23 protein-coding genes and 1 pseudogene are annotated in these 25,456 nt (G+C 70.1%); 13 read left to right on the top strand and 11 right to left on the bottom strand.

Features of this window, described 5'->3' with window-relative positions; genetic code table 11:
• Positions 1–92 precede the first annotated feature (92 nt).
• Positions 93–2,207 carry a DEAD/DEAH box helicase gene (locus tag ACH49X_RS14690; protein WP_357104537.1) on the top strand — a complete coding sequence of 705 codons (2,115 nt, stop codon included), beginning with the start codon at positions 93–95 and terminating at the stop codon, positions 2,205–2,207.
• A 307-nt stretch (positions 2,208–2,514) separates the two neighbouring features.
• The gene (locus ACH49X_RS14685; RefSeq protein WP_357104534.1) at positions 2,515–3,738 is read left to right on the top strand and encodes an FAD-dependent monooxygenase; all 1,224 of its coding nucleotides are present in this window, start codon (positions 2,515–2,517) and stop codon (positions 3,736–3,738) included.
• 134 nt (positions 3,739–3,872) lie between these two features.
• Here ACH49X_RS14685 and ACH49X_RS14680 read toward each other — a convergent pair whose 3' ends face one another.
• The gene (locus ACH49X_RS14680; protein ID WP_323123914.1) at positions 3,873–4,181 is read right to left on the bottom strand and encodes a hypothetical protein; all 309 of its coding nucleotides are present in this window, start codon (positions 4,179–4,181) and stop codon (positions 3,873–3,875) included.
• A complete protein-coding gene (locus ACH49X_RS14675) occupies positions 4,178–4,420 on the bottom strand; it encodes a hypothetical protein (protein ID WP_195077561.1) in 243 nt (80 codons plus the stop codon). Before ACH49X_RS14675 ends, ACH49X_RS14680 begins: the two co-directional genes overlap by 4 nt.
• Before the next feature lie 111 nt (positions 4,421–4,531).
• On the opposite strand from ACH49X_RS14675, the gene ligD reads away from it, so the two are divergent.
• On the top strand, positions 4,532–5,500 hold the full coding sequence (ligD, locus tag ACH49X_RS14670) for a non-homologous end-joining DNA ligase (RefSeq protein WP_195077560.1): 969 nt from the start codon (positions 4,532–4,534) through the stop codon (positions 5,498–5,500).
• 79 nt (positions 5,501–5,579) lie between these two features.
• On the top strand, positions 5,580–6,530 hold the full coding sequence (locus ACH49X_RS14665) for a D-isomer specific 2-hydroxyacid dehydrogenase family protein (protein ID WP_357104529.1): 951 nt from the start codon (positions 5,580–5,582) through the stop codon (positions 6,528–6,530).
• A gap of 35 nt (positions 6,531–6,565) precedes the next feature.
• Here ACH49X_RS14665 and ACH49X_RS14660 read toward each other — a convergent pair whose 3' ends face one another.
• Both ACH49X_RS14660 and ACH49X_RS14655 read right to left on the bottom strand, forming a co-directional pair.
• Complete coding sequence (locus tag ACH49X_RS14660) at positions 6,566–6,850, bottom strand: GrpB family protein (RefSeq protein WP_357205116.1); 285 nt, start codon at positions 6,848–6,850, stop codon at positions 6,566–6,568.
• A 37-nt stretch (positions 6,851–6,887) separates the two neighbouring features.
• A pseudogene (locus tag ACH49X_RS14655) lies at positions 6,888–7,136 on the bottom strand (GrpB family protein); the annotation flags it as partial.
• Positions 7,137–7,220: 84 nt separating this feature from the next.
• On the opposite strand from ACH49X_RS14655, the gene ACH49X_RS14650 reads away from it, so the two are divergent.
• The 6 genes from ACH49X_RS14650 to ACH49X_RS14625 all read left to right on the top strand — a co-directional run bounded on the left by ACH49X_RS14650 (position 7,221) and on the right by ACH49X_RS14625 (position 13,570).
• Positions 7,221–8,207 carry an alpha/beta hydrolase gene (locus tag ACH49X_RS14650; RefSeq protein WP_195077558.1) on the top strand — a complete coding sequence of 329 codons (987 nt, stop codon included), beginning with the start codon at positions 7,221–7,223 and terminating at the stop codon, positions 8,205–8,207.
• Position 8,208: 1 nt separating this feature from the next.
• Entirely contained in the window at positions 8,209–9,111 is a 903-nt protein-coding gene (locus tag ACH49X_RS14645; protein ID WP_195077557.1) for an SDR family NAD(P)-dependent oxidoreductase, read from the top strand.
• Position 9,112: 1 nt separating this feature from the next.
• Positions 9,113–10,042, top strand: coding sequence for a ferritin-like domain-containing protein (locus ACH49X_RS14640; protein WP_397069926.1), 930 nt, complete (start codon positions 9,113–9,115; stop codon positions 10,040–10,042).
• A gap of 11 nt (positions 10,043–10,053) precedes the next feature.
• The gene (locus tag ACH49X_RS14635; protein WP_357104519.1) at positions 10,054–11,559 is read left to right on the top strand and encodes an NAD(P)/FAD-dependent oxidoreductase; all 1,506 of its coding nucleotides are present in this window, start codon (positions 10,054–10,056) and stop codon (positions 11,557–11,559) included.
• A gap of 93 nt (positions 11,560–11,652) precedes the next feature.
• Positions 11,653–12,435, top strand: a complete 783-nt coding sequence (locus tag ACH49X_RS14630; protein ID WP_195077555.1) for a MerR family transcriptional regulator — start codon at positions 11,653–11,655, stop codon at positions 12,433–12,435.
• A 40-nt stretch (positions 12,436–12,475) separates the two neighbouring features.
• Entirely contained in the window at positions 12,476–13,570 is a 1,095-nt protein-coding gene (locus ACH49X_RS14625) for a methyltransferase (protein WP_323123916.1), read from the top strand.
• 34 nt (positions 13,571–13,604) lie between these two features.
• Here the strand turns inward: ACH49X_RS14625 and ACH49X_RS14620 are convergent, their stop codons facing one another.
• Positions 13,605–13,955 (bottom strand): hypothetical protein, encoded by a 351-nt coding sequence (locus ACH49X_RS14620; protein WP_195077554.1) that lies wholly within the window; start codon positions 13,953–13,955, stop codon positions 13,605–13,607.
• A gap of 239 nt (positions 13,956–14,194) precedes the next feature.
• Between ACH49X_RS14620 and ACH49X_RS14615 the strand changes: the two genes are divergently transcribed.
• From ACH49X_RS14615 to ACH49X_RS14605, 3 genes are all read left to right on the top strand, one after another.
• On the top strand, positions 14,195–14,899 hold the full coding sequence (locus ACH49X_RS14615) for an ESX secretion-associated protein EspG (protein ID WP_357104513.1): 705 nt from the start codon (positions 14,195–14,197) through the stop codon (positions 14,897–14,899).
• Between the two features lie 93 nt (positions 14,900–14,992).
• Positions 14,993–15,367 (top strand): hypothetical protein, encoded by a 375-nt coding sequence (locus tag ACH49X_RS14610; protein ID WP_195077552.1) that lies wholly within the window; start codon positions 14,993–14,995, stop codon positions 15,365–15,367.
• Positions 15,364–16,683, top strand: a complete 1,320-nt coding sequence (locus ACH49X_RS14605) for a hypothetical protein (RefSeq protein ID WP_357205112.1) — start codon at positions 15,364–15,366, stop codon at positions 16,681–16,683. The genes ACH49X_RS14610 and ACH49X_RS14605 overlap by 4 nt, the downstream gene beginning before the upstream one ends.
• Positions 16,684–17,521: 838 nt before the next feature.
• On the opposite strand, the gene proB is transcribed toward ACH49X_RS14605, so the two are convergent.
• The 6 genes from proB to ndk all read right to left on the bottom strand — a co-directional run bounded on the left by proB (position 17,522) and on the right by ndk (position 25,449).
• Positions 17,522–18,664, bottom strand: a complete 1,143-nt coding sequence (gene proB, locus ACH49X_RS14600) for a glutamate 5-kinase (protein ID WP_397069921.1) — start codon at positions 18,662–18,664, stop codon at positions 17,522–17,524.
• A 131-nt stretch (positions 18,665–18,795) separates the two neighbouring features.
• Positions 18,796–20,250 carry a GTPase ObgE gene (gene obgE, locus ACH49X_RS14595; RefSeq protein ID WP_195077550.1) on the bottom strand — a complete coding sequence of 485 codons (1,455 nt, stop codon included), beginning with the start codon at positions 20,248–20,250 and terminating at the stop codon, positions 18,796–18,798.
• Positions 20,251–20,371: 121 nt separating this feature from the next.
• Positions 20,372–20,638 (bottom strand): 50S ribosomal protein L27, encoded by a 267-nt coding sequence (rpmA, locus tag ACH49X_RS14590; protein ID WP_195077549.1) that lies wholly within the window; start codon positions 20,636–20,638, stop codon positions 20,372–20,374.
• Positions 20,639–20,660: 22 nt separating this feature from the next.
• On the bottom strand, positions 20,661–20,972 hold the full coding sequence (gene rplU / locus ACH49X_RS14585) for a 50S ribosomal protein L21 (protein ID WP_039796660.1): 312 nt from the start codon (positions 20,970–20,972) through the stop codon (positions 20,661–20,663).
• A 330-nt stretch (positions 20,973–21,302) separates the two neighbouring features.
• On the bottom strand, positions 21,303–24,563 hold the full coding sequence (locus ACH49X_RS14580) for a translation initiation factor IF-2 N-terminal domain-containing protein (protein ID WP_357104505.1): 3,261 nt from the start codon (positions 24,561–24,563) through the stop codon (positions 21,303–21,305).
• Positions 24,564–25,032: 469 nt separating this feature from the next.
• Entirely contained in the window at positions 25,033–25,449 is a 417-nt protein-coding gene (gene ndk / locus ACH49X_RS14575) for a nucleoside-diphosphate kinase (RefSeq protein WP_039796656.1), read from the bottom strand.
• Between the last annotated feature and the right edge of the window lie 7 nt (positions 25,450–25,456).

Here is a 25,456-nt window from a genome sequence, read left to right as displayed (position 1 = left end):
GTGGCGAGTATGTGGCCGGAAGGCGCCGCGCGCGGCTGACCGACCGGCGGCGCCCCGGCCGCCTGTCGGTGGCGTCGGGCACGATGGAGCCCATGACCACGGCCACCGACGCGTCTCCGCTCGACCTCACGGCCCCCGGCCTGCGCGAGCACGCCGAACAGCTGCTGCGTGAGCTGGCCGGGGCAGGCGCCGGGCTGCGGGAGGATCAGTGGACCGCGATCGAGGCGCTCGTCGTCCGGCGGCGCAGGGCCCTGGTCGTGCAGCGCACCGGCTGGGGCAAGTCGGCGGTGTACTTCATCGCCGCCAAGCTGCTGCGCAGGGCCGGGAGGGGGCCGACGGTGATCGTCTCGCCACTGCTCGCGCTGATGCGCAACCAGGTCGCCGCGGCGCACCGTGCGGGCGTGGTCGCCGCCACCATCAACTCCGGCAATGTCACCGAGTGGGACGATATCCACGCACAGGTCGCCGCGGGTTCGGTCGACGTGCTGCTGGTCAGCCCGGAACGGCTGAACAACCCGGATTTCCGCGATCAGGTGCTGCCCCGGCTGGCGGCCGACGCCGGGCTGGTGGTGATCGATGAAGCACACTGCGTGTCGGATTGGGGCCACGATTTCCGGCCGGACTACCGGCGCATCCGCACGCTGATCGCCGACCTGGGCTCGGACGTCCCGGTGCTCGCCACCACCGCCACCGCCAACGACCGGGTGGTCACCGACGTCGCCACCCAGATCGGCACCGAGACCCTGGTGCTGCGCGGCACGCTGGATCGCGAGTCGCTGCACCTGTCGGTGGTCCGCTTCGACGACGCCGTGGAACGCACCGCCTGGCTCAGCGGGCACCTCGACCGGCTGCCCGGCTCCGGCATCGTCTACACGCTCACCGTCGCCGCCGCGCACGATCTCGCCGACGTGCTGGCCTCGCACGGCCACACCGTGGCCGCCTACACGGGGCAGACCGACCCGGCCGAACGCGAGGCGCTCGAAGCGGCGTTGCTGAACAACGAGGTGAAGGCGCTCATCGCCACGTCCGCGCTCGGCATGGGCTTCGACAAGCCCGACCTCGGTTTCGTCGTGCACGTCGGCGCGCCCTCCTCGCCCATCGCCTACTACCAGCAGGTGGGACGGGCCGGGCGCGGCACCGACCGGGCCGAGGTGATCCTGCTGCCCGGCCCCGAGGACGCGCGGATCTGGAGCTACTTCGCCTCCGTCGCCTTTCCCCGCGAGCACATCGTGCGCGCGGTGCTCGACGCGCTGGACTCCGAGCGGGCGCTGTCCACCGCGGCGTTGGAGCCGCTGGTGGAGTTGAACCGCTCCCGGCTGGAGATGGTGTTGAAGGTGCTCGACGTGGACGGCGCGGTGCGCCGCGTGCGCGGCGGCTGGATCGCCACCGGCCGGCCGTGGACCTACGACACCGAACGTTACGAGCGCCTGTCCATCGCCCGCGAGGCCGAGCAGCAGGCCATGATCGACTACCAATCGACGGCCGAGTGCCGCATGCAATTCCTGCGCCGCCAGCTCGACGACCCGGGGCTGTCGGCGGATTCGCCCGGCTGCGGCCGCTGCGACAACTGCACCGGCCACCGCCCCGACCGCACCGTCGCCGCCGACGCGTTGGCCGCGACCAAGGCCAGGCTCGACCGTCCCGGCCTCGACCTCGCGCCACGCAAACAGTGGCCCACCGGTATGGCCAAGCTGGGAATCCCCTTGTCGGGCAAGATCACCGGTGGCGCGGAGACCGGTCGCGTGCTCGGCAGGCTGACCGACCTCGGCTGGGGGCAGCGACTGCGCGCGCTGCTCGACGGCCCCGACGCCCCGGTTCCCGACGCGGTCTTCGAAGCCTGCGTCGCCGTTCTGCGCGAATGGGATTGGACAACCCGCCCCACCTCGGTGCTAGCCCTGGAATCGCCGCGCCACCCCGTGCTCACCGCCACCCTCGCCGCCCGCCTCGCCGAGGTCGGCCGCCTGCGCGATCTCGGCACGCTGCGCACCCGCCCGGACCGCCCGCCCGTCTCGGCGGCCAACTCCGCGCACCGGGTCGCCGGCCTGTTCGACTCGTGGGAGGTTCCCGACCTGACCCAGGTATCGGGTCCGATCCTGCTGGTGGACGCCGTCACCGACACCGGCTGGACCTTCACCGTCGCCGCCCACGCCCTCCGAGCGGCGGGCGCCGACGCCGTCCTGCCCTTCGCCCTGGCCACACCGACATAACGACAACTGGGCGTGCCGCTGCTCCGCGTGCAGAGTTCGTCCCGCCCGCTGACCGGCATGATCGGCTTCGCCCATGACGCGCACCTGAGAATGCGCCTCCGCATGTACCGCACCGATGAATTCTGTGTGGATCCGCCGTCGGTACCTCTGGACGCACCGACAGCGGTGGCCGGTGCTGGAACCGTTCCAGCGCGGGAGGAAGCACAGGGAGGCACTGGATGCGGGAGTTGATTCTCGGCGTCGACGTCTCGCTCGACGGCGAAAGCGTCGACGAGCAGACGATCCGGACGGGTGAGCAGGTGGAGCGGTGAGTGGTATCAGGGTTTTGGTAGCGGGGGCGAGCATCGCGGGGCCCGCGCTGGCGCACTGGCTGCACCGGCGGGGCGCGGAGGTGACCGTGGTGGAGCGGGCCCCCGAGCTGCGTCCGGGTGGCCAAGCGGTGGACGCGCGCGGGGTTACCAAAGAGGTCATCGGGCGGATGGGGCTGGACGCGGCGGTGCGTGCGGCACGCACCAAGACCGCAGGCGCCAACATCGTGGACGCCGACGGGAAGGTGCTGGAGACCTATCGCGCGGACGACGACGGCGGCGACGGGTTCATCTCCGAGATCGAGATCCTGCGCGGGGACCTGTCGCGGGTGCTCTACGACGACACCCGCGACGAGGTCGAGTACGTCTTCGGCGACCGGATCGCCGAACTCACCCAGGACGCGGACGGGGTCGACGTGGTCTTCGAGGGCGGTGACCGGCGGCGTTTCGAACTGGTGGTCGGGGCCGACGGGCTGCACTCTTCGTTGCGGACGATGGTCTTCGGGCCGCGTGAGCGGTTCGTCCGCCATCTCGGGCACGTGCTGGCCTTCTACAGTGTGCCCAACGAGTTCGGGCTGGACGGTTGGCTGATCGACTACCAGGAGTCCGGGCGCTCCGCGGGCTTGCGGCCCATCCAGGACGCCACCCGGGCGATGGCCATGTTCTCCTTCCCCTCCGGGGACTTCGAGGTCGACTACCGCGACGTCGCGGCCCAGAAGCGCCTGCTGCGCGAACGGATGACCGGCATGGGCTGGTTGACCCCGCGCATCCTCGCGCACCTGGACGACACCCCGGACTTCTACCTCGACCAGGTCGCCCAAGTGGTGATGGACCGCTGGTCGCACGGACGGGTGGCGCTGCTGGGAGACGCGGCGTTCAGCTCGTCACCGATGTCCGGGCAGGGCACCGGGCTGGCCCTGGTCGGCGCCTACCTGCTGGCCGGAGAGCTGGCTGCCGCCGAGTGGGACCCGCAGACCGGGTTCACCCACTACGAGGCGCGGATGCGCTCGTTCGTCGAGGCCAACCAGGAGATCGGCCGGTTGCACGCCCGCAGCCGCGAGGTCCCCGGACCGGACACCGAACCGAGCCCCGATTTCACCGGCGAATGGTTCACCGAGCTGATCGAACGCGCGATCCATGGCGTCGAGCTGCCGGACTATGCAGGAGTACCGGACTCCAAAACCCCGGCCGATCCACCGATCACCACGTCGGCCAAACAGTAGGCGGCCAGAATCCACCACTTCGGACCTCCCACACCGAAGATCGACACCCGACGCGCCCAGCGCACCACAACCACAGGTTTCGAGCGAAGCGAGACCGAGCCTGTTCCTCGTTCGCGCCGAAGGCGCGGCCGAAGTCACAGACTGAGCGTGGCCCGTAGGCGCGCGTCCAGGGATTCCGTTTCCTCCTGGGTGAGCACGCCGAGGTGTTCGGTGAGCCAGGGCCGGTAGGCGCGGTGCAGTTTCAGGGTGTCGGCCCAGCCGTGCTCGGTATGGGTGGCCAGTACGTGGCCGGGGTCGGCGGCGCGCAGCGGAACCACTTGCAACCAGCGATAGCGCGAAGTGATCACCGCGGAGTCGGACACCAGCACCACTGTCATGCGCCGCGGGAAGGGGGTGCCGTCACTGAGGGTCGGGGCGTAGCGCCAGACCTCACCGCGTCTCATGCGGCGCCGTCGGCGTCGTCGTCGGCGGCGGCCTGGGTGAGCGTCACGTCGTCGTAGGCGGCGGCCAGCTCGGCGTCCTCATCGATGGTCAGCGCGGTCAGGCTGTCGTGCACGAGCGTGGTGCGCAGCGCGGCGTTGATCACCGCCGAAAGACTGCGGTTCTGGCGATCGGCCGCCTCTCTGGCCCATTCGGCCACCTGCGGGTCCAGCGTGACGGTCACGCGCGTCGCCTTGCTCATACCGGTATGCATACCAGAGCGGTGCGGCGGCGGTGAGCGGTACGGCACATCCGTCGCGGCGGCTCGCGCTCGTGCACGGATATCCTTCGGTTCGGCCACTAGAGTCGACGCGTGGCAAGCAAATCCACCGGGTCGGCGATCGAGCTGGAGGTCGGTGACCACACGCTCCGCGTCTCCAACCCGGACCGCGTGTACTTCCCCGAGTCCGGCGCGACCAAGCTCGACTTGGTGCAGTACTACCTGAGCGTCGGTGACGGCATCGTCAACGCGCTGCGCGACCGGCCCTGCATGCTGCACCGGTTTCCCAAAGGACTGGCGGGCGACAAGGTGCATCAGAAGCGGCTACCTTCGGGCGCGCCGGAGTGGATTCCGACTGTGCGGGTGTACTTCCCGCGCTACGGACGGCACGCCGACGAGTTGTGCGTCGAGAAGCTCGCCGACGTCATCTGGGCGGTGCAGATGTCGACCGTCGAGTTCCATCCGTGGAATTCCCGCGCCGCCGACACCGAGCGTCCGGACGAGTGGCGCATCGACCTCGACCCGATGCCGGACTGCCCGTGGCCGCGGGTGCAGCGCGTCGCCGGGGTGGTGCGGGAGGTCCTCGAGGAGATCGGCGCTGTCGGTTGGCCGAAGACCTCCGGCGGCAAGGGCCTGCACGTGTACGTCCGGATCGCGCCGCACTGGGGATTCCAGGAGGTGCGCCGGGCGGCGCTCGCGTTCGCCCGAGAGGTCGAGCGCCGCGCCCCCGATGACGTGACCACCACGTGGTGGCGGCGCGACCGCGACCCGAAGATGCTGTTCGTCGACTACAACCAGAACGCGCGCGATCACACCATCGCCGCCGCCTACTCGGTGCGCGGCGTCCCCGCCGCCACGGTCTCCACGCCGGTACGCTGGGACGAGATTCCCGACATCGATCCGCGCGACTTCACCATGTCCACCGTTCCCGCTCGCTTCGCCGAACTCGGCGATCTGCACGCGGGCATGGACGACGCGGTGTTCCAGCTGGATCCTCTCCTGGAGTGGGCCGAGCGGGACAAAGTGGACGTGGAGCTCGACGACGAGCAGAGCGGGGCCTAGTGCCGCGCCGACGCGGTGCTACGGTCGCAACGTCCACCCGCTCGCGACCACGTCCTACTGCTCCGAAGGAGGTCCAGCCATGCACCGGCAGGCAGTGACGATCGCGATCAGCCCCATCGATCCTCCTCCCACGTTGCTGGAGAAGGCCGTGATCGAGGCGGGCGCCGCCATCTCCGATCCGGACGAGGCGCGGGGACTGATCTGGGTCGGCGGTCCGGGCGAGTTCCCGGAGCAGCTGCCCGCCGGTGTGGAGTGGGTGCAGCTGCCGGCCGCCGGTATCGAGGAATGGTTCGCCGCGGGCGTCATCGCCAGACATCCCGGCGTCCGGTTCACCTCCGCGGCAGGCGCTTTCGCGGCGAGCGTGGCCGAGCACGCGCTGATGCTGCTGCTCGCGGGCGTCCGCTACCTGCCCGAGCACCTGCGCGCGGCGGACTGGCGGCAACAGGACTTCTTCCCGCACGTCGACACCCTGCGCGGCAAGACGGTGACGATCGTCGGCGCGGGCGGCATCGGCCGGGCGCTGATCCCGATGCTGACGCCGCTCGGCGCGCACATCATCGCGGTGAACCGTAGCGGACGGCCGGTCACCGGCCCCGGCATTCCGCCGTCGGTCGAGACGATCTCCACCGAGCATCTCGGCCGGGTCTGGCCGCACACCGATCACGTGGTGGTCGCCGCGCCCGCCACGCCCGAGACCAGGCACCTCATCGGCGCGGACGAACTCGCGCGGCTCAAGCCGTCCTCCTGGATCGTCAACGTCGCCCGCGGCAGCCTCATCGACACCGACGCGCTGGTGGCCGCGCTGCGCTCGGGCGCGATCGGCGGCGCCGGGCTGGACGTCACCGACCCCGAGCCGCTCCCGACGGGCCATCCACTCTGGTCGCTGCCGAATGCCATTGTCACTCCGCATGATTCGAATCCGCCGCAGCTGCGCTTGGCGGCCTTCGCCGACCACGTCCAAGCGAACGTCGAGCGTTTCATCGAGGGCCGCCCGTTCCTCGCGCCGGTCGATCCCGCGCTCGGGTACTGACGCAATCCGTTCGGGCGGCGCGGCATCCGAATGTCTCAGCCGGACAGTGCCCGCCCCAGGATTTCCTCGATGACCTCACTCTTGGCGTTGGCATAGTGCTGCACGAACTTCCATCGACGCTGCGCCAGTCGCCGTTTGGCGTGCTCGTAAAACGCTCGATCGTCATCGTGTGTGCGCAGCCGGTCGCGGAAAGCAAGGATCCGCTCGATCTCGTGCGCGCCCGATTCCGGCGAGAGCACGTGCAGGTTCACGCTCCATGGCGCACCGCTTTCCACACGGCGCACGAGACAGCGAGTCCGGTTGCCGGATACGCAACGCATATCCGGCAGCCTCGAGCGCGGGTAGATAGGCGGCCTCGTCGGCGGCATCCGGAACCAGGAGCAGGATGTCGATCAACGCCTTGGCCGCGAGTCCCGGAACCGACGTGGACCCGGTGTGCTCGATCCGCACGGCGACATCGCCGAGCGCCGCCCGTATCGCGGCTTCTTCTTCCGCGTACCAGACCGGCCACGCCGGGTTGTACTCCTCGAGCACCACCGTGACCGCATAGGGCTGCAGTGCGCCGACCGTCGCGGCCGCGATGCCGGCGTCGTCCAACGTGGCCATACCTCCACGGTAAATCGGGAGACAAATCAGCCTCCTATAAATGTGCCATTGACAACTGGCACATTCATCACTGATTCTTAGCGCATGACAAGGTCGACGAGGACCTCGGTCCCCGGTGTTCCCACCGCGCCCTCGGCACGCGCCACTCTGACCGCGGCGGCCACCAGGCTCACCCTGCGTCCGCTGAACTGCGCGGTTCCGATGAACGCGCCGGGCGTGTGGTTCGCACGCAAACTCATCGCCACTCTGATGGCCGTCGGTGGTCCCGTTCCGGCAGGCACTTCCGTCACCCAGATCCGGTCGGGCGCGGTGCGCGGCGAATGGGTCCGGGCGGCGGGCGTGCCGTTCGGAACGCGGGCCGTCTACTACATCCACGGCAGCGGATACGTGATCTGCTCGGCGCGCACCCATCGCGGGCTCGCCGCCCGGCTGTCGGCCAAGACCGGGCTCCCCGTCTTCCTCACCGACTACCGCCTCGCGCCCGAACACCGGTTCCCGGCCGCGGCCGACGACGTCGAGGCGGGCTACCGCTGGCTGCTCGGTCGTGGCATCGCCGCGGACGACCTGGTGATCGCCTGCGACTCCGCGGGCGGTCATCTCGCACTGGACCTGCTGGTCGAGAACGGACGGCACCGACGACCGCAACCCGCGGCCGTGGCGATGTTCTCCCCGCTGCTCGACCTCACCCTCGGCCTCGCGGCCGAACGGGAACGCGTCCGGACCGATCCGCTGATCTCCGCCGCCGCCGCGAGCAGACTGCCCGCGGCCTACACCAGCGGCCACCCGGCCGACGCGGCGCGCCTGCGACTGACCATCCCGGACGGTCTCGCGCTGCCGCCGATCCTGGTGCAGGTCGGCGGCACCGAGATGCTCGGCGCCGACGCGCAGGCGCTGTGCGAGATGGTCCGGCGCGCGGGCGGCAGCTGCGAACTCGAGATCTGGCCCGGACAACTGCACGTCTTCCAGGCCCTTCCCATGGTGGTGCCCGAGGCCGACCAGGCCCTCGCCCGCGCCGCCGACTTCCTGCGCGCGGCGCTGGTCGCTACCTCCGGCACGAAAAAGGTGAGCTGAGATGTTCGGATTGGACAAGTTGGCGGCCCTGGGCCGCACCCGGCGCACGCACGGCGCGCGAGCCGTCGTCACCGGCGCGGGCAGCGGCATCGGCCGCGCGTTCGCCCTGGAGATCGCCGCCCGCGGCGGCCGGGTGATCTGCGCCGACATCGACGAGGCACGCGCCGACGAGACGGTCGCCCTGATCGAACGCGATCACCCCGGCGCCGCGCACGCCTTCCGCTGCGACGTCGCGCAACGGGAAGACGTGGAGTTGCTCGCCCGCTTCGCCGAAACCCTCTTCGAGAGCCCGGTCAGCTTGGTGATCAACAACGCGGGCGTCGGCATCGGCGGAAAACCGGTGGGGAACATCGGTTTCGACGATTGGCAGTGGGCCCTCGGCATCAATCTGTGGGGCGTGGTGCACGGCTGCGAAGTCTTCGCCCCGCTTCTGCGCGCCGCCGGGCGCGGCGGCATCATCAACGTCGCCTCGGCCGCCGGATTCGCCGCGGCCCCCTCGATGGCCGCCTACAACGTGTCCAAGGCGGGCGTGCTGTCGCTGTCGGAGACCATGGCGGCCGAACTGAGCGGCTCCGGCGTCGCGGTCACGGTTCTGTGCCCGACGTTCGTCCGCACCAACGTCGCCCGTGACGGCCGGATCACCGAGGCGTCGGCGCAGCTGGCCGACTTCCTCATGCGCTGGACCGGTTTCTCCCCCGAGCGCGTCGCGCGCACCGCGCTGGACGCGCACGACCGCGGGCAACTCTACGTGCTCCCCCAGGTGGACGCGCACGTCGTCTGGCTGCTCAAGCGGTACTTCCCCGCGCAGTACACCTTCGCCCTCGGGCTCCTGGAGCGGCTGCTGCCCCAGGACGACTCGAGCCCCGCCGACCGCACGTCGGTCACCGACAAGACAGGAGTCTGACATGGCCGCCATCGCGATGGACTTCGAGGACATGCTCCGCAAGATCAAGGACCGCCAGTGGGCGCTGGCCGACATCGACTGGGACGCTCCCGGCGCCGAGACGATCACGCCGGAACTGCACGCCAAGCTCAAGCCGTTCATGGCCGATCTGATGTGGATCGAGAACGTGGGCGCGCGCGGCTTCGCGGCGATGGCCAAGAAGGCGCCGAACGAGACGCTGCGCGAGATCTACCGCTATTTCCATGCCGAGGAGCAGAAGCACGCGAACGCCGAGCTGGCGCTGATGCGCCGGTGGGGCATGCTGGAGGGTGACGAGATCCCGCAGCCGAACGTCAACGTCAAGCTGGTGATCGACTTCCTGGACAAGTACTCCGACGACATGTCGCTGTCGTTCCTCGGCACGGTCATCCCGATGCTCGAGGTCGCGCTCGACGGCGCGCTGATCAAGTTCATCATGGACGAGATCGAGGACCCGGTCTGCCAGGAGGCGTTCAAGAAGATCAACTCCGACGAATCCCGCCACCTCGCCGTCGACTTCGCCGTGATGGACCTGCTCGGCCACGCGGAAATGCGCAAGCTGCTCATCGACCTGGTCGGCGGCTGGGCCAAGCCGTCGCTGATCATCGGCGTGCTGAGTTACGTCCCGCTGCTGAACAAGATGCGCGACAACATCGTCGCGATGGGCGTGGACGAGGAGAAGCTCTACGGGGCGCTCAAGCGGTACGCGAACGTGGGCGAGCGCAGCGAATTCGCCCGCAGGCTGCCGATGTACCAGATCGTGAAGATGCACGGCAGCTGGGTGATCGACCGCGGACACCCGTATCACCTGGTGGCCGACGCGCTGGTGAAGATCACCGGGTTGGTGCCGAAGACGCTGCTGCGCAACAACCCCACGTGGTCGAAGGAACTGACCTACGAGCCCGCCGCATGACAGGGAATCCGATGAGCACGCACACCCTCGACGTCGCCGTCATCGGCGGCGGGTTCGCCGGAATCGGCACGGCCATCCGGCTGAAGCAACGCGGGATCCGCGATTTCGCGATCCTCGAACGCGGCGCCGCGATCGGCGGCACCTGGCGCGACAACACCTATCCCGGTGCGGCATGCGACATTCCGTCGCGGCTGTACTCCTACAGTTTCGCGCCGAACCCGAACTGGTCGCGCACCTACTCCGGCAGCAACGAGATCCTCGGCTACATCGAGACGATGGCAGCGCAGTTCCGGCTCGGTCCGCACATCCGGCTCGGACACAACGTTTCCGGCATGGTGTTCGACGAGCGGGCGGGAGTCTGGGAGATCGCGGTCGACGGCCACGCGGAGCCGATCCTCGCCCGCACCGTCGTGCTGGCGTCCGGCCCGCTGGCCAACGCCAGTTTCCCGGACATCCGCGGGATCGAGACCTACAAAGGCCACAAGATCCACAGTGCCCGCTGGGATCACGACTACGACTTCACCGGCAAACGCGTCGCCGTCGTCGGCACCGGGGCCAGCGCGGTCCAGATCATCCCGGAGCTGGTGGAGAAGGCCGCCTCGGTGAAGGTTTTCCAGCGCACGCCCGGCTGGGTGCTGCCACGGGTCGACCGGCAGACCAACGGCTTGACCAAGGAGCTCTACCGCCGGGTGCCCGCGGCCGAGCAGCTGGCGCGGCGGGCATGGTTCTACGGCCACGAGTCGGTTGCGCTGGGCGTGGTCTGGAACACGCCGCTGACCAGGGTGGTCGAACTGGTCGGCAAAGCCCAGTTGCGCAGGCAGGTCAAGGATCCATGGCTGCGCCGCCAGCTCACCCCTGACTTCCGCGCGGGCTGCAAACGCCTGCTGATGACCGACGACTACTACCCCGCCCTGCAACGGGACAACTGCAAGCTGATCACGTGGCCGATCGCCCGGATCTCCGAGCACGGCATCCGCACCGCGGAAGGCATCGAGCACCAGGCGGATTGCATCGTCTTCGCGACCGGTTTCGACGTCTCGAAAACCGGGACGCCCGTTCCGGTGGTCGGACGCGACGGCCGGGTTCTCGCGGACGAATGGTCGCGCGGGGCCTACGCCTACAAGAGCGTCGCCGTCTCCGGTTATCCCAACCTCTATCTCACGTTCGGACCCAACTCCGGCCCGGGACACAACTCGGCGCTGGTGTACATGGAAGCCCAGATCGACTACCTCGTCGGCGCGATCGGCATCATCCTGGACCGGAACCTGCGCATGCTGGACGTGCGGCGCGACCGGCAGGACCGCTACAACGCCGCCATCCAGCGCAAGTTGTCGGCCACCACCTGGAACTCGGGATGCCGCAGCTGGTATCTCACCGAGGACGGCTTCAACGCGACCATGTACCCGGGCTTCGCCACCCAGTACGTCCATCAGCTGCGCAAGGTCGATCTCGACGACTACCTGGTGGTCGAATCGACCGCCGACCAGCGGCGACAACGAGTGGCGCCGGTTTCCTAGGTGCCGGAACACCGGCGGCGCGGACGATAGACTCGGTCCGCAGGGAGTTCTACGGCGCGCCGCCGGTCATCGGCGCCGTGGTCAGCGAGGGAGGTGAGGTCGACGCCGGAGTACCGGATCGATGACCTCGCGCGCGCCGCGGGCACCACCACCCGCAACGTGCGCGCCTACCAGGAGCGCGGGCTGCTGCCGCCGCCGGTCGGCAAGGACGGCAGGGCCAGCATCTACGACGACGCCCACCTCGAGCGGCTGCGCTTGATCGACGCGCTGCTGCAGCGCGGCTTCACCACCGCGCACATCGCCGACTTCATCACCAGCTGGGAGACCGGCAAGGACCTGACCGAGGTGCTGGGCCTGCAACACGCCGTGACGGCGTCCTGGGCCAAGGACGAGACCTTCGAGGTGCCGCGCGAGCTGATCGGCACCATCCTCGGCGCCGAGGCCGACGAGCTGGTGGACCGGCTGCGCGAGATGCGGCTGGTCCGGCTGGAGGGCGACACGGTCGTGTTCACCGAGACCCAGTTGCTCACCTCGTTCGCCGAACTGCACGAGTACGGCCTCGAGCTGCGCACGCTCATCGAGATCTATGCCAAGGTGGCCGACCGGATCGATGACATCACGCACATCATGATCACCGCCGCCAAACAGCACATCATCGACGAGCACGGCCCCGGCTGGATGCCCGACACCAGCAGCGAGATCGCCGAGACCACAACGATGCTCAACAAGATGCGCGAGCTGGCGGTGGCCTCGGTGCACGCCACGCTCGCCCGCTCGCTGGACGTCACGCTGCGCCGCGAACTCGGCGACTATCTCGCCACCGCCGCCGAGCGCGACAAACAGCGCAGCGAATCCGGCCGCGACGTACCCTCCTAGACGAAGCGCAGAGTGCCTACCTTCGACGGATGGAGTCGCCGTGGCGTCCGATCGACCGAGAATTCCGCCACTGCCGCTGGTACGGGCCGTCGAATCGGTGCGCGCCGCCATGGCCGTCGCGTTCCGCAAGCTGGTGCCGGGGCACCTCGCGCTGATGGAGCTGATCGCCGCCGGCTGGATCACGCAGGCCATCCACGCCGCCGCGGCGCTCGGCGTGGCCGACGCGCTCGCGGCTGGGCCGCGGCGGGGTGCGGACCTCGCGGCGGCGGTCGGCGCCGACGAAGACGCGCTGCGACGGTTGCTGCGGCTGCTGATCAGCCACGGCATCTTCACCCAGCGGCGCGACGGGCGGTACGCGCTGACGCCGATGGCGCGCGCCCTGTGCCGCGACTCGGACGTGTCGTTGCGCGACGCGGTGCTGTTCTTCGGTTCGCCCGGCCACCGCAACCATTGGACGCACCTGGTCGACGCCGTGCGCACCGGTGAACCGGTCGGCGTGAAACTCGACGGGATGCCGTTCTTCGAATACGTCCAGCACGACCGGGAACTCGGCGAACTGTTCGACCGGGCGATGAGCAGCATCGGTACCCTGTCGATGGAATCGCTGCTGGCCGCCTACGATTTCGGCCGCTACGAGACCCTGGTCGACGTCGGCGGCGGCGAGGGTTCGCTGCTCACCGAAATCCTGCGCCGCGCTCCCCGGTCGCGCGGCATCCTGTTCGACCTGCCCGAAGTGGTGGCCGCGGCCCCGGCCCGGCTCGCCGCCCTCGGCCTGGCCGATCGCTGCGCGGTGGAAGCCGGCTCCTTCTTCGACCGCGTTCCGAAGGGAGCGGACGCCTACATCCTCAAGCACATCCTGCACGACTGGGCCGAGCCGGACGCCGGGCGCATCCTGCGTACCGTGCGCGCGGCCATGCCACCGCACGCGCGGTTGCTGCTCGTGGAATTGGTCGTCCCCGAACACACCGCACCGCATCCGAGCAAGTACATCGACTTGGAGATGCTGGTCAACGCGGGCGGACGGGAACGCACCGAGGCCGAGTACCGCGACTTCCTCGCCGGGCACGGATTCACGCTGATCCGGCGCGTGCCGACGGCTTCCCCCGACAACGTGCTCGAGGCCAGGCCGAGCTGACCGCCGCGATCCCGGTCGGCGCCGATTCGCGGTGTTACGACGTCGCGGGGACGATGAACGCGAGCGTGGCGATCCCCACGGCGCCCTCGGAGACACAGGTGACGCGCATCGGCTTGCCGACCGGCGTCTGTCGCGACTCGAAGCCGCTGTAGTAGCCGAACACCGGCGTGGACCGCTCCGACGGCAGGAAGAAGCCGAGGCATTCGGCCTCGAGCACCGACGCCCCTTCACCGCTGTGGCACAACGCGGCCGCATCGGTGACGCCACGGTCGACATAGCAGCCGCCGGGTTCCGCTGCGGCGGGCCCGGCTCCAGCGCAGACGAGGCCACCGGCCAGGAAAGACAGAACGGCTCCCGCGCCCAGCTGCCGCTTCATGGTGTGCACCGCAATTCCTCCTCGGCAGATCGCATTCCTACCCGGTCGTTGCCGTGCCTTTCTCTTATTTCAGCAGAACAGAAGGGGAGGGTCGAGCACGACACCGTCGCGAACCAGGGTTTTTCAGGCCGGATGCCGGACGCGTCCGGCGAGGCGCCGGGGTCCCCGCGCGGGACTTCCCCCGTCCGGCGTCGGAAACGCTAGGCTACGAGCAGCATTGGCGGGTTCGGTGAGGATGTGATTCGGCCGTGGAATGGACCTTCACTCCGGACGAGTTCGCCCACATATGGCGCGAGACCGACTTGGACCGCCACCCCTTCCCGCTGCGCATCCTGGAAACGCCCAGAACCGAGGACGACGCCGAGAAGCTGCGCATCACTCTGGCCGAGCGGCTGCCGCTCGGCTCCGATCCCGACTTGTCGGCCTGCCTGCGCATTCTGGCCAGGCCGCACACCAGGATCGTGGCGATCGGCGGCACCCACCAGCCGGGGGGCGAACTGCGGCTGCTGGCCGCCGCCATCTACGACCGCGCCGTGCTCGCGGTGCAGGAACCCGGAACGAGCCCCGATTTCGGTGGACGCGTGCGTATTTCGATCGGACACAGCGCCAAACTGGGCCGGCGGATCGCGGCGCTGCTGCCGAAGACCCCCGCGGGCCGCGAACCCGCTCGTGTCGCGTCCGGAGCCGCGGTGCGCGATCAGGAGACCGTGCCCGCACGACAGCAGGCGGCGCCACGGATCCGCAAGTTGCTGCTGGAGCCGCATACCGCCGAGGGCCACATCAGGATCGAACCGCGGCTGGATCGCCCGACCCCGCCCCCACCGATCCACTACACCTGGATCGATGTGCGTGACGACGGAAGATACCTGATCAAGGCGGGCGACGAAGTGCGCATCGCGCCCGCGTCGGCCGAGCAGATCGCCACCCAATTGCAAAAGCGCATACCGATATAGCTCACTTTCGTGACCGCGGCCGGTGCCTATTGCTGACCCCGCACAGGGCTTCCGGTTAGTCTGGGGCGGACCGACCGATCTCAGGGGTGAGCGATGACGATCGAGAACAGCCGAGCCGATATCGCCCGATTCAAGGAGGCCGCGCAGGCCGGGACCGTCCAGTTCGATCCGGCGGCGGCTCGGCAGTGCGCCGAGATGTACGAACGGCAGGCCGATCGGCTGATCCACCTACAGCAGAGCCTCGAATCCGCCGCGGAACTCGGCGGTTTCGGCGGGTTCGTCTCCGCCCAGCAGTTGCAGGCGGGTTTCAGCCATAAAGCGCGGGACGCGGCGGCGCTGCTCGATCACTACATCGAGGCGGCCTACCGCATGAAGGAAGCGTTCCTGATCAGCGGAGGACTGTTCGAAGAGGCCGACGCGGCCAGTGCCGCCGCTCTGCGCGCGGTCCGGACGAGGTTGCCCCGATGACCGGTTCCGATCCCACCTACATCAACTCGATGGAACATTTCGAGTCGCTGCGGCACGAGGAGATCTACGCGAAGGCGCAGCAGATCGACGCCGCGCAGGTGCTGCGCGCCTCGACGATCTGGCTCGACGCGGCCGGCGCGCTCGCCACGTCGTTCCCGCTCACCCACGGCGGCGTCGACCGCGTGATGAACACGGCCGAGTGGCGGGGCGCCGCCGCCGACGCCGCCCAGGCCTGCGCTCGCAGTTTCGCGGCGTCGGCCGACGAGCTGGCCGCGGTGCTCGGTCAAGTAGGCGCACGGCTCGGCGGGGTCGCCGCGGCCGCCGAGGCGGTGAAACTCGCGGTGGTTCCGCCGGGCGCTTCCGGACCGGTCGGCGCGATAGCGCAACTGCTGGAGGCGGCGCACGTCATCGACGCGCAGATGGCGCAGGAGGCGCTGCGCCAAGAGGCCGTGCTCACGATGAACATGGTCTACAAACCAGCCTATTCCGCGGCGGGATCCGCCGTGCCCGCGCTGCCCGCACCGCCCGCGGCCACGGCGCCGCAGTCCGCCTCGCCCGGCACGCCGCGATACTCGGCGCCCGAGCAGACATCACCGAACGACGAATGGTCGCCGCGCGCAACGCAGCCCGAGCCTTCCGGTCCGGAAACGCCGGGGCCATCACACAATTCGTCGCCACCCACACAGCCGAAGCCGGAATCGCAGCAGACTCCTTCCGCACCGCCTGCCCAGCAGGCTCCGACGCAGCAAGCGCCGTCCACCGAACAGCCCACTCCGTCACCGGAGTCGACACAGCAGGCGCCGTCCACAACCGCGCCGCCGAGCCCCACTCCGGCGCCACAGTCCCCGGCGCCCACGCAACCGCCGAGTTCGTCGGCCCCTCCCCCGCCGCCGACCACCGAGCCGACGCAACCACCCAGTTCATCCGCCCCGGCAGCGCCTGCGACCCCGGAACCGACGCAGCCGCCGAGCTCGTCCGCGCCACCACCCCCGCCTCCGGCCCCGGAACCACCGAGCTCATCCGCGCCACCTGCGCCACCGAGCCCACCGCCGGCCCCCGAACCACCGAGCTCATCCGCGCCACCTGCGCCACCGAGCCCACCGCCGGCCCCCGAACCACCGAGCTCATCCGCGCCGCCAGCGCCCCAGGCCCCCCAACCGCCTCAGGCACCGCCGCCGAGCCCGCAGCCCGCGCCGCCTCCCGCACCCTCCGTGCCGATGCCCGACCCGAACGGCCAACCCGGAGTCACCGGACCGGTGGACGGCAGCCAACAGCAGATCCCGACCACCAACCAACCCGGCGTCGTCCCATCCTGACGCCCCGCACCGGATCTTCCGCCGCAACGCGAGGCGCGTCCTGGCGACCTCGGACCCGTCAGCAGCACTCGTGGCGGTCGGACCACTCCGATCGCCACGACAGCGCCGCACCTCTCGGCTGCATACGCCTGATCATGTTGCGCCGGACACCGTGAGGGGTCGAACGGCCTAGTGGTCGTGTGCTGGGCGACTCGTGGCGAGTTGGGTTCTGCATGCGTTCTGTATCTCGTAAGCGAGTTGCTGTTCCGATCGACCCCAGCCCGCTCCCCACTCGTCTTCGAGATCGAATATCCGGCCGAGTGGAAGTGCGAGGACGCTGTCGGCATAGCCGGACCGGGCGACGATCTCGTAAACCTTGCCCAGGACCCATCTCTCGGTGGCTCGGTTGTCGGCGTGCATGCGTGCGAGTTTGGTGAACGCCACCTGGGCCGCGGCTGCGTCCGAGTCCGGGATGGCTGCGCCGCAGTCGGCCAGCGCCGCGGGCAGTATGTCGTGGACCTCATGAGGATCCCTGCCACTCAACCCAGCCAATTCTCTGAGCGTTTCACCGTCGTACCCCTGAATCAGCCACTGCGCTGCCCAGAGTGGGATTCGTTCGGACGGGAAGGTGTCGAGCGCTACCCACGCTGCGACCAATTCCGGGGTCGGGACCTCTCCGGAGTCGGGTGCGGGCCAATCGTGCATGCCGGCCGTGATGCCCGACCACGTCGTACTGCGTTCGGCTGGCAGCGGTCGGTGCGACTGCCCCCCGAGATACGGAGGGCTTCAGCAGCCATGCCTCGCGGTGATCGGAGCTCCGGGACGTAGCGCATCGGGCGCCGACTCGAACGGCGCGTGCTCAGACCTTCACGAGGTCGTCGGCGTGGATGACGGGACGTTGCATCGTGTCGGGGAGTTCGGCGGTGGAGCGGCCGAGCATGCCCGCCAGTTCGGTGCTGTCGTACTCGACGACGCCCCTGGCGACGACGCGGCCGTCCGGGGCAACCAGGTCCACCACGTCACCGCCGTAGAAGCGGCCGCGGACGCCGACGATCCCGGCCGCGAGCAGCGACCGGCGCCGGTGCGCCACCGCCTGGACCGCGCCGTCATCGATGAGCAGCGTGCCACGGCTGTCGGCGGCGTGCCGGACCCAGAATTTCCGGGCGGACAACCGTACCGGGCGGGCGGCGAACGCGGTCCCGACGGTGCCGGTGCTCAGCGCGGTGGCGGCCGACGACGCGGCGGCGAGCAGGACCGGCACGCCCGCGTCCGCGGCCAGGCGCGCCGCCGACAGCTTGGACGCCATGCCGCCGGTGCCGAGCGCGCCACCGCTGCCCGCGATGACGCCGTCCAGATCGGCGCTGCTGCGCACCTCGGGGATCAGCGTGGCCGCGCCCTTGCGGGGGTCGCCGTCGTAGAGGCCATCCACATCCGACAGCAGCACCAGCGCGTCGGCGCCGATGAGGTGGGCGACCAGCGCGGCGAGCCGGTCGTTGTCGCCGAAGCGAATCTCCTCCGTCGCGACCGTGTCGTTCTCGTTCACCACCGCGATCGCGCCGAGCGAGCGCAGGCGATCGAGGGTGCGCTGCGCGTTGCGGTGGTGCTCGCGCCGGGCGAAGTCGTCGGCGCTCAGCAGCACCTGCCCCACCGTGCGGTCGTAGCGGGCGAACGACGTGCCCCAGGCGTGCGCGAGGGCCAGCTGCCCGACGCTCGCCGCCGCCTGCTTGGTCGCCAGGTCACGCGGACGGCTGGTCAAGCCCAGCGGCGCGATGCCTGCGCCGATGGCGCCCGAGGAGACCACCACCACATCGGATCCGGCGCGCATCCGCGCCTCCACCGCGTCGGCCAGCCGATCCAGCCGCGCGGTGTCCAGTCCGCCCTTCAGGCTGGTCAGCGCGGACGAGCCGATCTTCACCACGACCCGTCGCGCCGCCGCGATCGCCTGCCGCGCCTCGCTCAGGCCCGAGGAATCCGCCTCGGCGCTGATAGACCTCACCTGCATCGCCACCGAACTCCCTGCACCACCATCGAATCCACGTCGGCCGGGGCGGTTGTCCCGACCTGGACCGGACCGCGCACGATCGAGTCCGGCGCCCACCGGGGGCGCACGGCGGCTCGACCGTGGTCCACGTCCTACTCCTCGTCTTCGCGTACCAGGCCGCGGCGCACCCGGGACGCGTGCTTGCGCTCGGCCGCGCTGACCCGGTCGGTCTGCTCGAGCCGGATGTCGGTGCCGCGCCCGGTGGGCACCATGTCGATGCCCGCCGAGATCTGCGGCTCCCAGTCGAACGTCACGTCGCCGATGGTCACCGGCGCTCCCGGCTCCGCGCCCTGCCGCACCAGCTCGTCTTCCACGCCCAAGCGCGCGAGACGGTCGGCCAGGTAACCCACGGCCTCGTCGTTGTCGAACTGGGTCTGCCGCACCCACCGCTCCGGCCGGGTGCCGCGCACGATGAAGCCGCCCGGCTCCTCCGGGTCGGCGATCACGCTGAATCCGGTGTCGTCCACCGCGATCGGGCGAATGACCGGGCGCTTCGGCGCGGCCTTCGGATGCTCTTCACGGTAGCGGCGCACCAGGTCCGCGAGAGCGAAGGTCAACGGGCGCAAGCCCGCCCGGCTCACGGCGGAGATCTCGAACACCGGCCAACCGCGTGCGGTGAACTCCGGGGTCACCATCTCGGCCAGTTCGGCCGCGTCGGGCACATCGATCTTGTTCAAGATCACCACGCGGGGGCGGTCGGCCAGGTCGCCGAGCCCGGCGTCCGCGCTGAGCGCGGGCTGGTAGGCGGCGAGTTCGGCCTCGAGCGCGTCGACGTCGGACACGGGATCGCGGCCCGGCTCCAGCGTCGCGCAGTCCACCACATGGGCGAGCACCGCGCAGCGCTCCAAGTGCCGCAGGAAGTCCAGCCCGAGGCCGCGGCCCTCGCTGGCGCCCGGGATCAGTCCCGGCACATCGGCGATCGTGAAGGTGGTCTCACCGCTGGCGACGACGCCGAGATTGGGCACCAGCGTGGTGAACGGGTAGTCCGCGATCTTCGGCTTGGCCGCCGAGAGCACCGAGACCAGCGAGGACTTGCCCGCCGAAGGGAAGCCGACGAGCCCGACGTCGGCGACCGATTTCAGTTCGAGCACCAAGTCGAGTTCTTCGCCGTCCTCGCCGAGCAGCGCGAAGCCCGGCGCCTTGCGGGCCTTCGAGGCCAGCGCGGCGTTGCCGAGCCCGCCGCGGCCGCCGCGGGCGACGATGAAGCGGTTGCCGGTGCCGACCAGGTCGACGAGCACTTTGCCGTCGTCGTCGAGCACCACGGTGCCGTCGGGCACCTTCAGCACCAGGTCGGCGCCCTGTTTGCCGTCGCGGTTGCCGCCTTCACCCGGCTTGCCGTTGCCGGCCTTCGCATGGGGGTGGAAGTGGAAGTCCAGCAGCGTGTGCACGTTGGAGTCGACCTCGAGGATGACGTCTCCACCGTTGCCGCCGTTGCCGCCGTCCGGGCCGCCGAGCGGCTTGAACTTCTCGCGGTGCACCGAAGCGCAGCCGTGGCCGCCTTTGCCCGCACGCACATGTAGCACGACACGGTCGATGAACTTGGACATACGCCGAATCATCCTCCTTCGGGACTGGTCGTACTGAGAGCGGTCGTTCGCGAACACGAAAAACGGGCCAGGGTTCCGAGACCCTGACCCGCTCGCTGTCTATCCGGATGTGGTTCGGCGGTCAGGCCTGAACCGGCTCCGGGGTGACGATGTTGACGGTCTTGCGTCCGCGCTTGGTGCCGAACTCCACCGCGCCCGCCGCCAGGGCGAACAGGGTGTCGTCACCGCCACGGCCGACGTTCACGCCGGGGTGGAAGTGGGTGCCGCGCTGACGCACCAGGATCTCGCCCGCCTTGACCGTCTGGCCGCCGAAGCGCTTGACGCCGAGTCGCTGGGCGTTGGAATCGCGTCCGTTCCGGGAACTGGACGCACCCTTCTTGTGTGCCATGGCTGGTTCTCCTCGGGATGTCTTACTTGATGCCGGTGACCTTCAGGACCGTCAGCGGCTGACGGTGACCCTGGCGCTTGTGGTAGCCGGTCTTGTTCTTGAACTTGTGGATGCGGATCTTCGGGCCCTTGGTCTGCTCGACCACCTCGGCGGCCACGGAGACCTTGGCCAGCTTGTCGGCATCGGTGGTCAGCTCGGCGCCATCGACGACGAGAACCGGATCCAGCGCCACGGCGGTACCCGGCGCACCCTCGATCTTCTCGACCTTCACCAGGTCACCGACCGCGACCTTGTACTGCTTTCCGCCGGTCTTGACGATCGCGTACGTTGCCATCGGTCGGCTGCCCTTCTTCCTATAGTGCTCGGCACTTGCTCACGCGGCGACTCCTCCGGTCTGATGCCACCGGAAACCGCCACACGACTGGTCTGGTAATCGCCACCGCCTCGGCATCTGGTGGCTCTCGGTATCGCACTGTCGAGAACCGGGCCACGAAGACAAAACATGTTGTCACCGGGCAGCGACTGTCCAAGATTACAGGACGGCCACCGTGACGACCAAACCGGCGTCCGCCCGAGCACCGCGGTCGTGCCGCGGATTCGCTGCACGGACGCCCGTGGCCCCCGCCGGAAGGACCGGCGAGGGCCACGGGACGGCGGCCAGACCTCAGTTCGAGGCGTCCGGCGCGCCTGCCGGGCGACCGACCGACCGCCTGCGCGGCCTGCTGCGCTGCGGCAATTCGACCGGCTCCGGCTGGGAGTAGTCGATCGCCGGCGCGGGCGCCTGCTCTCCGGTGGGCAGCACGAACACCGCGCCGGAGCTGTCCGCGGCGGGCGCGGCGGCCGAACGGGCAACCCTCCGGCGACGAGCCGGACGGCTCGGCTCGGCGGCACCGTTGGCGGTGGCACCGTTCTCGGTCGTCGCGACGGGCTCGGCGGCCGCCGCGGTTTCGGCGACCGGCTCGGGTTCGGCGACCGCAGCGGACACCGCTACGGGCTCGGCGGCCGGGACAACCGCACCGGCGGGTTCCGCGTCGGCCTCGCCCGCGGAGACGGGCTCTTCCGCCGGCACCGCCTCGGTCTTCTCGACTTCCTCGACGACCTCGACCACTTCGGCGGGCTCGGTCTCCGGTTCCTCGGCGGGCACCGCCACCGCGGCCTCCACGGTCTCCGTGACGACTCGCTCCTCGGTGGCCGCGTCGGCGACGGCGGCCTCGCCCGCCCCCGCGACCTGCGGCTCGGCGAAGGTATCGCCGGCCGTCCCCGGCGCCTGCTCGATGTCGTCGGGCTGGTGCGCCGCCATCGCCAGCGCCACCGGGTGCGCCCGCTTGACGGCCGCGTCGTCCTCGGTGTGCTCGGCGGCGGGACCGGACCCGTTGGCGGGCTGCGGCGCCGCGGCCGCACCCTTGTCCCGGCCACGACGCCTGCGCGAACCGCTCTCGCGGGTGCGCCCTGCGGGCTCTTCGCCGGAACCGGTCTCCACCGGGTAGCTGTGCACGAGGATGCCGCGTCCGTGGCAGTGCTCGCAGGTGGTGGAGAACGCCTCGACCAGGCCGGTGCCCAGCTTCTTGCGGGTCATCTGGACCAGGCCGAGCGAGGTGACCTCGGAGACCTGGTGGCGGGTGCGGTCCCGGCCGAGCGCCTCGGTCAGGCGGCGCAGCACCAGGTCGCGGTTGGACTCGAGCACCATGTCGATGAAGTCGACGACGATCATGCCGCCGATGTCGCGCAGCCGCATCTGGCGCACGATCTCCTCGGCCGCCTCCAGGTTGTTCCTGGTGACCGTCTCCTCCAGATTGCTGCCGCCCGCGCCGGTGAACTTGCCGGTGTTCACGTCGATCACCGTCATGGCCTCGGTGCGGTCGATCACCAGGGTGCCGCCGGAAGGCAGCCACACCTTGCGATCGAGCGCCTTGGCCAGCTGCTCGTCGATCCGATAGGTCTCGAACACGTCGACGCCGTTGTTCTCGTGCCGCGAGACCCTGGCCAGCAGGTCCGGCGCCACGGTGCCGATGTACTTCTCCACCGTGCTCCAGGCCCGGTCTCCCTCGATGACCAGCTTGGAGAAGTCCTCGTTGAACAGGTCGCGGATGACCTTGACCAGCAGATCGGGCTCTTCGTAGAGCGTCTTGGGCGCGTTGTTGTCCTTGCCGGTCTGCTCCTGGATTTTGCGCCAGGTCGCCTGCAGCCGCTCCACGTCGCGGGCCAGTTCGGTCTCGCTGACGCCTTCGGAGGCGGTGCGGATGATCACGCCCGCGTCGGCGGGCACGATGTCGCGCAGGATCTCCTTGAGGCGCTTGCGCTCGGTGTCCGGCAGCTTGCGGCTGATCCCGGTGGAGGTGCCGCCGGGCACGTACACCAGGAAACGTCCGGCCAGGCTGATCTGCGTGGTCAGCCGGGCGCCTTTGTGGCCGACCGGGTCCTTGCTCACCTGGACCAGCACTTGGTCGCCCGGCTTGAGCGCCTGCTCGATCTTGCGCTCCTTGCCGCCGAGCCCGGCGGCCTCCCAGTTGACCTCGCCCGCGTACAGCACGCCGTTGCGGCCGCGGCCGATGTCGACGAACGCGGCCTCCATGCTGGGCAGCACGTTCTGCACCTTGCCCAGGTAGACGTTGCCCACCATGGACGCGGAGCCGGTGCTCGTCACGAAATGCTCGACCAGGACGTTGTCCTCGAGCACGGCCACCTGCGTCGCGGTGGGGTGGTCCGGGAAGGACTTCTCGCGTACCACCATCACGCGATCCACCGCTTCGCGCCGGGCCAGGAACTCCGACTCGGTCAGGATCGGCGGACGGCGACGGCCCGCCTCGCGTCCGTCACGTCTGCGCTGCCGCTTCGCCTCCAGCCGGGTGGAGCCGGTGATGCCCTGGACCTCGTCGACCGCGGCCCGGCTGCGGCTCTTGTTGCGCGGCTCGCGCTCGTGCACGACCGTGTTCGGCGGGTCGTCGTCGGCGGACTCGTTCTCGCCCGATTCACCGGCCACCTTGCGGCGACGACGGCGACGGCGACGACGGCTGGAACCTTCCGGCACGCCGTCCTCGTCCTCGCCATCGCCCTCGGCGGCCTCCGTGGACTCCGCCGCCGCGGACTCGGCCTGCTCCGCGGGCGCGGGAGCCGACTCCTCGTCGGTCTCGGACTCGGTGTCCTCGCCATCGCCGTCGGTCTCGGACTGCTGCTCGCCCCGGCCGCGGCCACGCCCCCGGCGGCCGCGGCGCCTGCGCCTCGGCTGGCCCTCGGCATCATCCTGCTGATCGGCCGACTCGCGTTCGTCCTCGGCGACCTCGGTCTCGTCCTCGACGGGCTCGGGCGCCTGCTCCTCGGTGCGGCGCGCCTCCCGCTCGGCGCGGCGCTGCTTGCGCGCCTGCTCGGCGGCCGCGGCATCCGGTGACAGGAACAGCGGCGCCTGCACGACGGCGGCGGACTCGAACACCGCGGGGGCCGCCGGCTCCGGTTCCGGCCGCACCGAGTGCGTGAACAGCTGCGTGTGGCTGGGGGTGGCGCCGAGCGGCGGCTGCGTGGTGGACGGCGTGTCCGGTGCGGAGAAGATGACGCCCGCACCGGAGAAGGGACCGTCACGGCCCGGTTCGGGCTCTTCGGCCCGAGGCGCCGGTTGTTCGGCGGCGGGCGCCGTCCGCGTGGGCGCGTCCTCCTGGGGTTGCGCGGGCGCGGCGGCGTCTTGCGGCCCTGCGGCGGGCTGCTCGGTCGCGGCGTCGGCCTCGACCGTCACCAAGGCGTCGCGCACCGACTCCGCGACGGCCCGGTCGACGTTCGACTGGGCGCTGCGCGCGTCCGCCCCCATCTCGGTCAGCTTGGCCAGGATGCGCTTGCTCGTTACCCCCAGCAGCTTGGCGAGTGCGTGAACTCGGATTCGCTCCGGCAATTGTTCGGCATCCTGTGATGTTGTTTCCAGCGGCTCTTGATCGGCCACGAAGTCTCCTCGGGCCCCCGGGCGCGTCCCTCCCGGCGGGAGTGACGCGGCCGACGCGGGGGCGCTGTCCGTTCGACTCACACCCGGTGGGCGCGAGATCAGTGGTCTCGCCCCGCGTGCCCGGTTATCTCCTCGGTTGTGCGTCGGTCGGGCTAACTGGTCACGCGGCGCCTGGCTGTATGGCTGAACTCCGCGGCGCGAGCGCTCATCCAGCGTGCCTACACGAACAGCGAGCCCGTTGACCAGGCCGTTTGTCCATGGCAGCGATGATCGGCATCGAACCGTGGTGTCATCCGGCTGCCCTCGTCACGTTTCGTTCGCGCACCTGCACGAACAGTCGGCGTCGAAAGCAGCCGATGCCAGTATCCCATACCGCGCGCCGGGCGTTCGCCATCGGCGCTCGACTCGGCCCGGCCCGCGACGCGAACGCAGGTGTCGCGGCGGCGCGGGCCCGGCGATCGAGACCCGGTCAGGCGGGCAGTTCGGGGAACCAGAGGGCGATCTCCCGCTTGGCCGATTCGGGCGAATCGGACCCGTGGACCAGGTTCTCCTGGGTCTCCAGAGCGAAGTCCCCGCGAATGCTGCCCGGCACGGCCTTCTCGACCGGATCGGTGCCGCCCGCGATCTGGCGGAACGCGGCGATGGCGCGCGGGCCCTCCAGGATGGCCGCGACGACCGGGCCCGAGGTGATGAACTCGATCAGCGACCCGAAGAACGGCTTCTCGGCGTGCTCGGCGTAGTGGCCCTTGGCCAGTTCCTCCGATACGTGCTTCAGCTCCAGGGCGGCGATCTTCAGGCCCTTGCGCTCGATCCGTGCCAGCACCTCGCCGACAAGGCCACGGGCCACACCGTCCGGCTTGATGAGTACCAACGTCTGCTCAGTCACGGCGCCC

It is taken from the genome of Nocardia sp. NPDC019323, assembly GCF_044389845.1.
In the GTDB taxonomy this organism is placed as follows: Bacteria; Actinomycetota; Actinomycetes; order Mycobacteriales; family Mycobacteriaceae; genus Nocardia; species Nocardia implantans.
The sequence above is the reverse complement of the archived record's forward strand: the minus strand, read 5'-3'. Positions and strand labels throughout refer to the sequence as shown.

Bases quoted from the DNA above. Each gene is read 5' to 3' on its own strand.
- ACH49X_RS14675 (WP_195077561.1), bottom strand. From the start codon at position 4,420: ATGAGCAAGGCGACGCGCGTGACCGTCACGCTGGACCCGCAGGTGGCC.
- ACH49X_RS14645 (WP_195077557.1), top strand. From the start codon at position 8,209: ATGTTCGGATTGGACAAGTTGGCGGCCCTGGGCCGCACCCGGCGCACG.
- rplU (WP_039796660.1), bottom strand. From the start codon at position 20,972: ATGGCAACGTACGCGATCGTCAAGACCGGCGGAAAGCAGTACAAGGTC.
- proB (WP_397069921.1), bottom strand. From the start codon at position 18,664: ATGCAGGTGAGGTCTATCAGCGCCGAGGCGGATTCCTCGGGCCTGAGC.
- ACH49X_RS14680 (WP_323123914.1), bottom strand. From the start codon at position 4,181: ATGAGACGCGGTGAGGTCTGGCGCTACGCCCCGACCCTCAGTGACGGC.
- ACH49X_RS14640 (WP_397069926.1), top strand. From the start codon at position 9,113: ATGGCCGCCATCGCGATGGACTTCGAGGACATGCTCCGCAAGATCAAG.
- ACH49X_RS14605 (WP_357205112.1), top strand. From the start codon at position 15,364: ATGACCGGTTCCGATCCCACCTACATCAACTCGATGGAACATTTCGAG.
- ACH49X_RS14610 (WP_195077552.1), top strand. From the start codon at position 14,993: ATGACGATCGAGAACAGCCGAGCCGATATCGCCCGATTCAAGGAGGCC.
- obgE (WP_195077550.1), bottom strand. From the start codon at position 20,250: ATGTCCAAGTTCATCGACCGTGTCGTGCTACATGTGCGTGCGGGCAAA.
- ACH49X_RS14660 (WP_357205116.1), bottom strand. From the start codon at position 6,850: ATGCGTTGCGTATCCGGCAACCGGACTCGCTGTCTCGTGCGCCGTGTG.
- ACH49X_RS14650 (WP_195077558.1), top strand. From the start codon at position 7,221: ATGACAAGGTCGACGAGGACCTCGGTCCCCGGTGTTCCCACCGCGCCC.
- ACH49X_RS14635 (WP_357104519.1), top strand. From the start codon at position 10,054: ATGAGCACGCACACCCTCGACGTCGCCGTCATCGGCGGCGGGTTCGCC.
- ACH49X_RS14665 (WP_357104529.1), top strand. From the start codon at position 5,580: ATGCACCGGCAGGCAGTGACGATCGCGATCAGCCCCATCGATCCTCCT.
- ACH49X_RS14690 (WP_357104537.1), top strand. From the start codon at position 93: ATGACCACGGCCACCGACGCGTCTCCGCTCGACCTCACGGCCCCCGGC.
- rpmA (WP_195077549.1), bottom strand. From the start codon at position 20,638: ATGGCACACAAGAAGGGTGCGTCCAGTTCCCGGAACGGACGCGATTCC.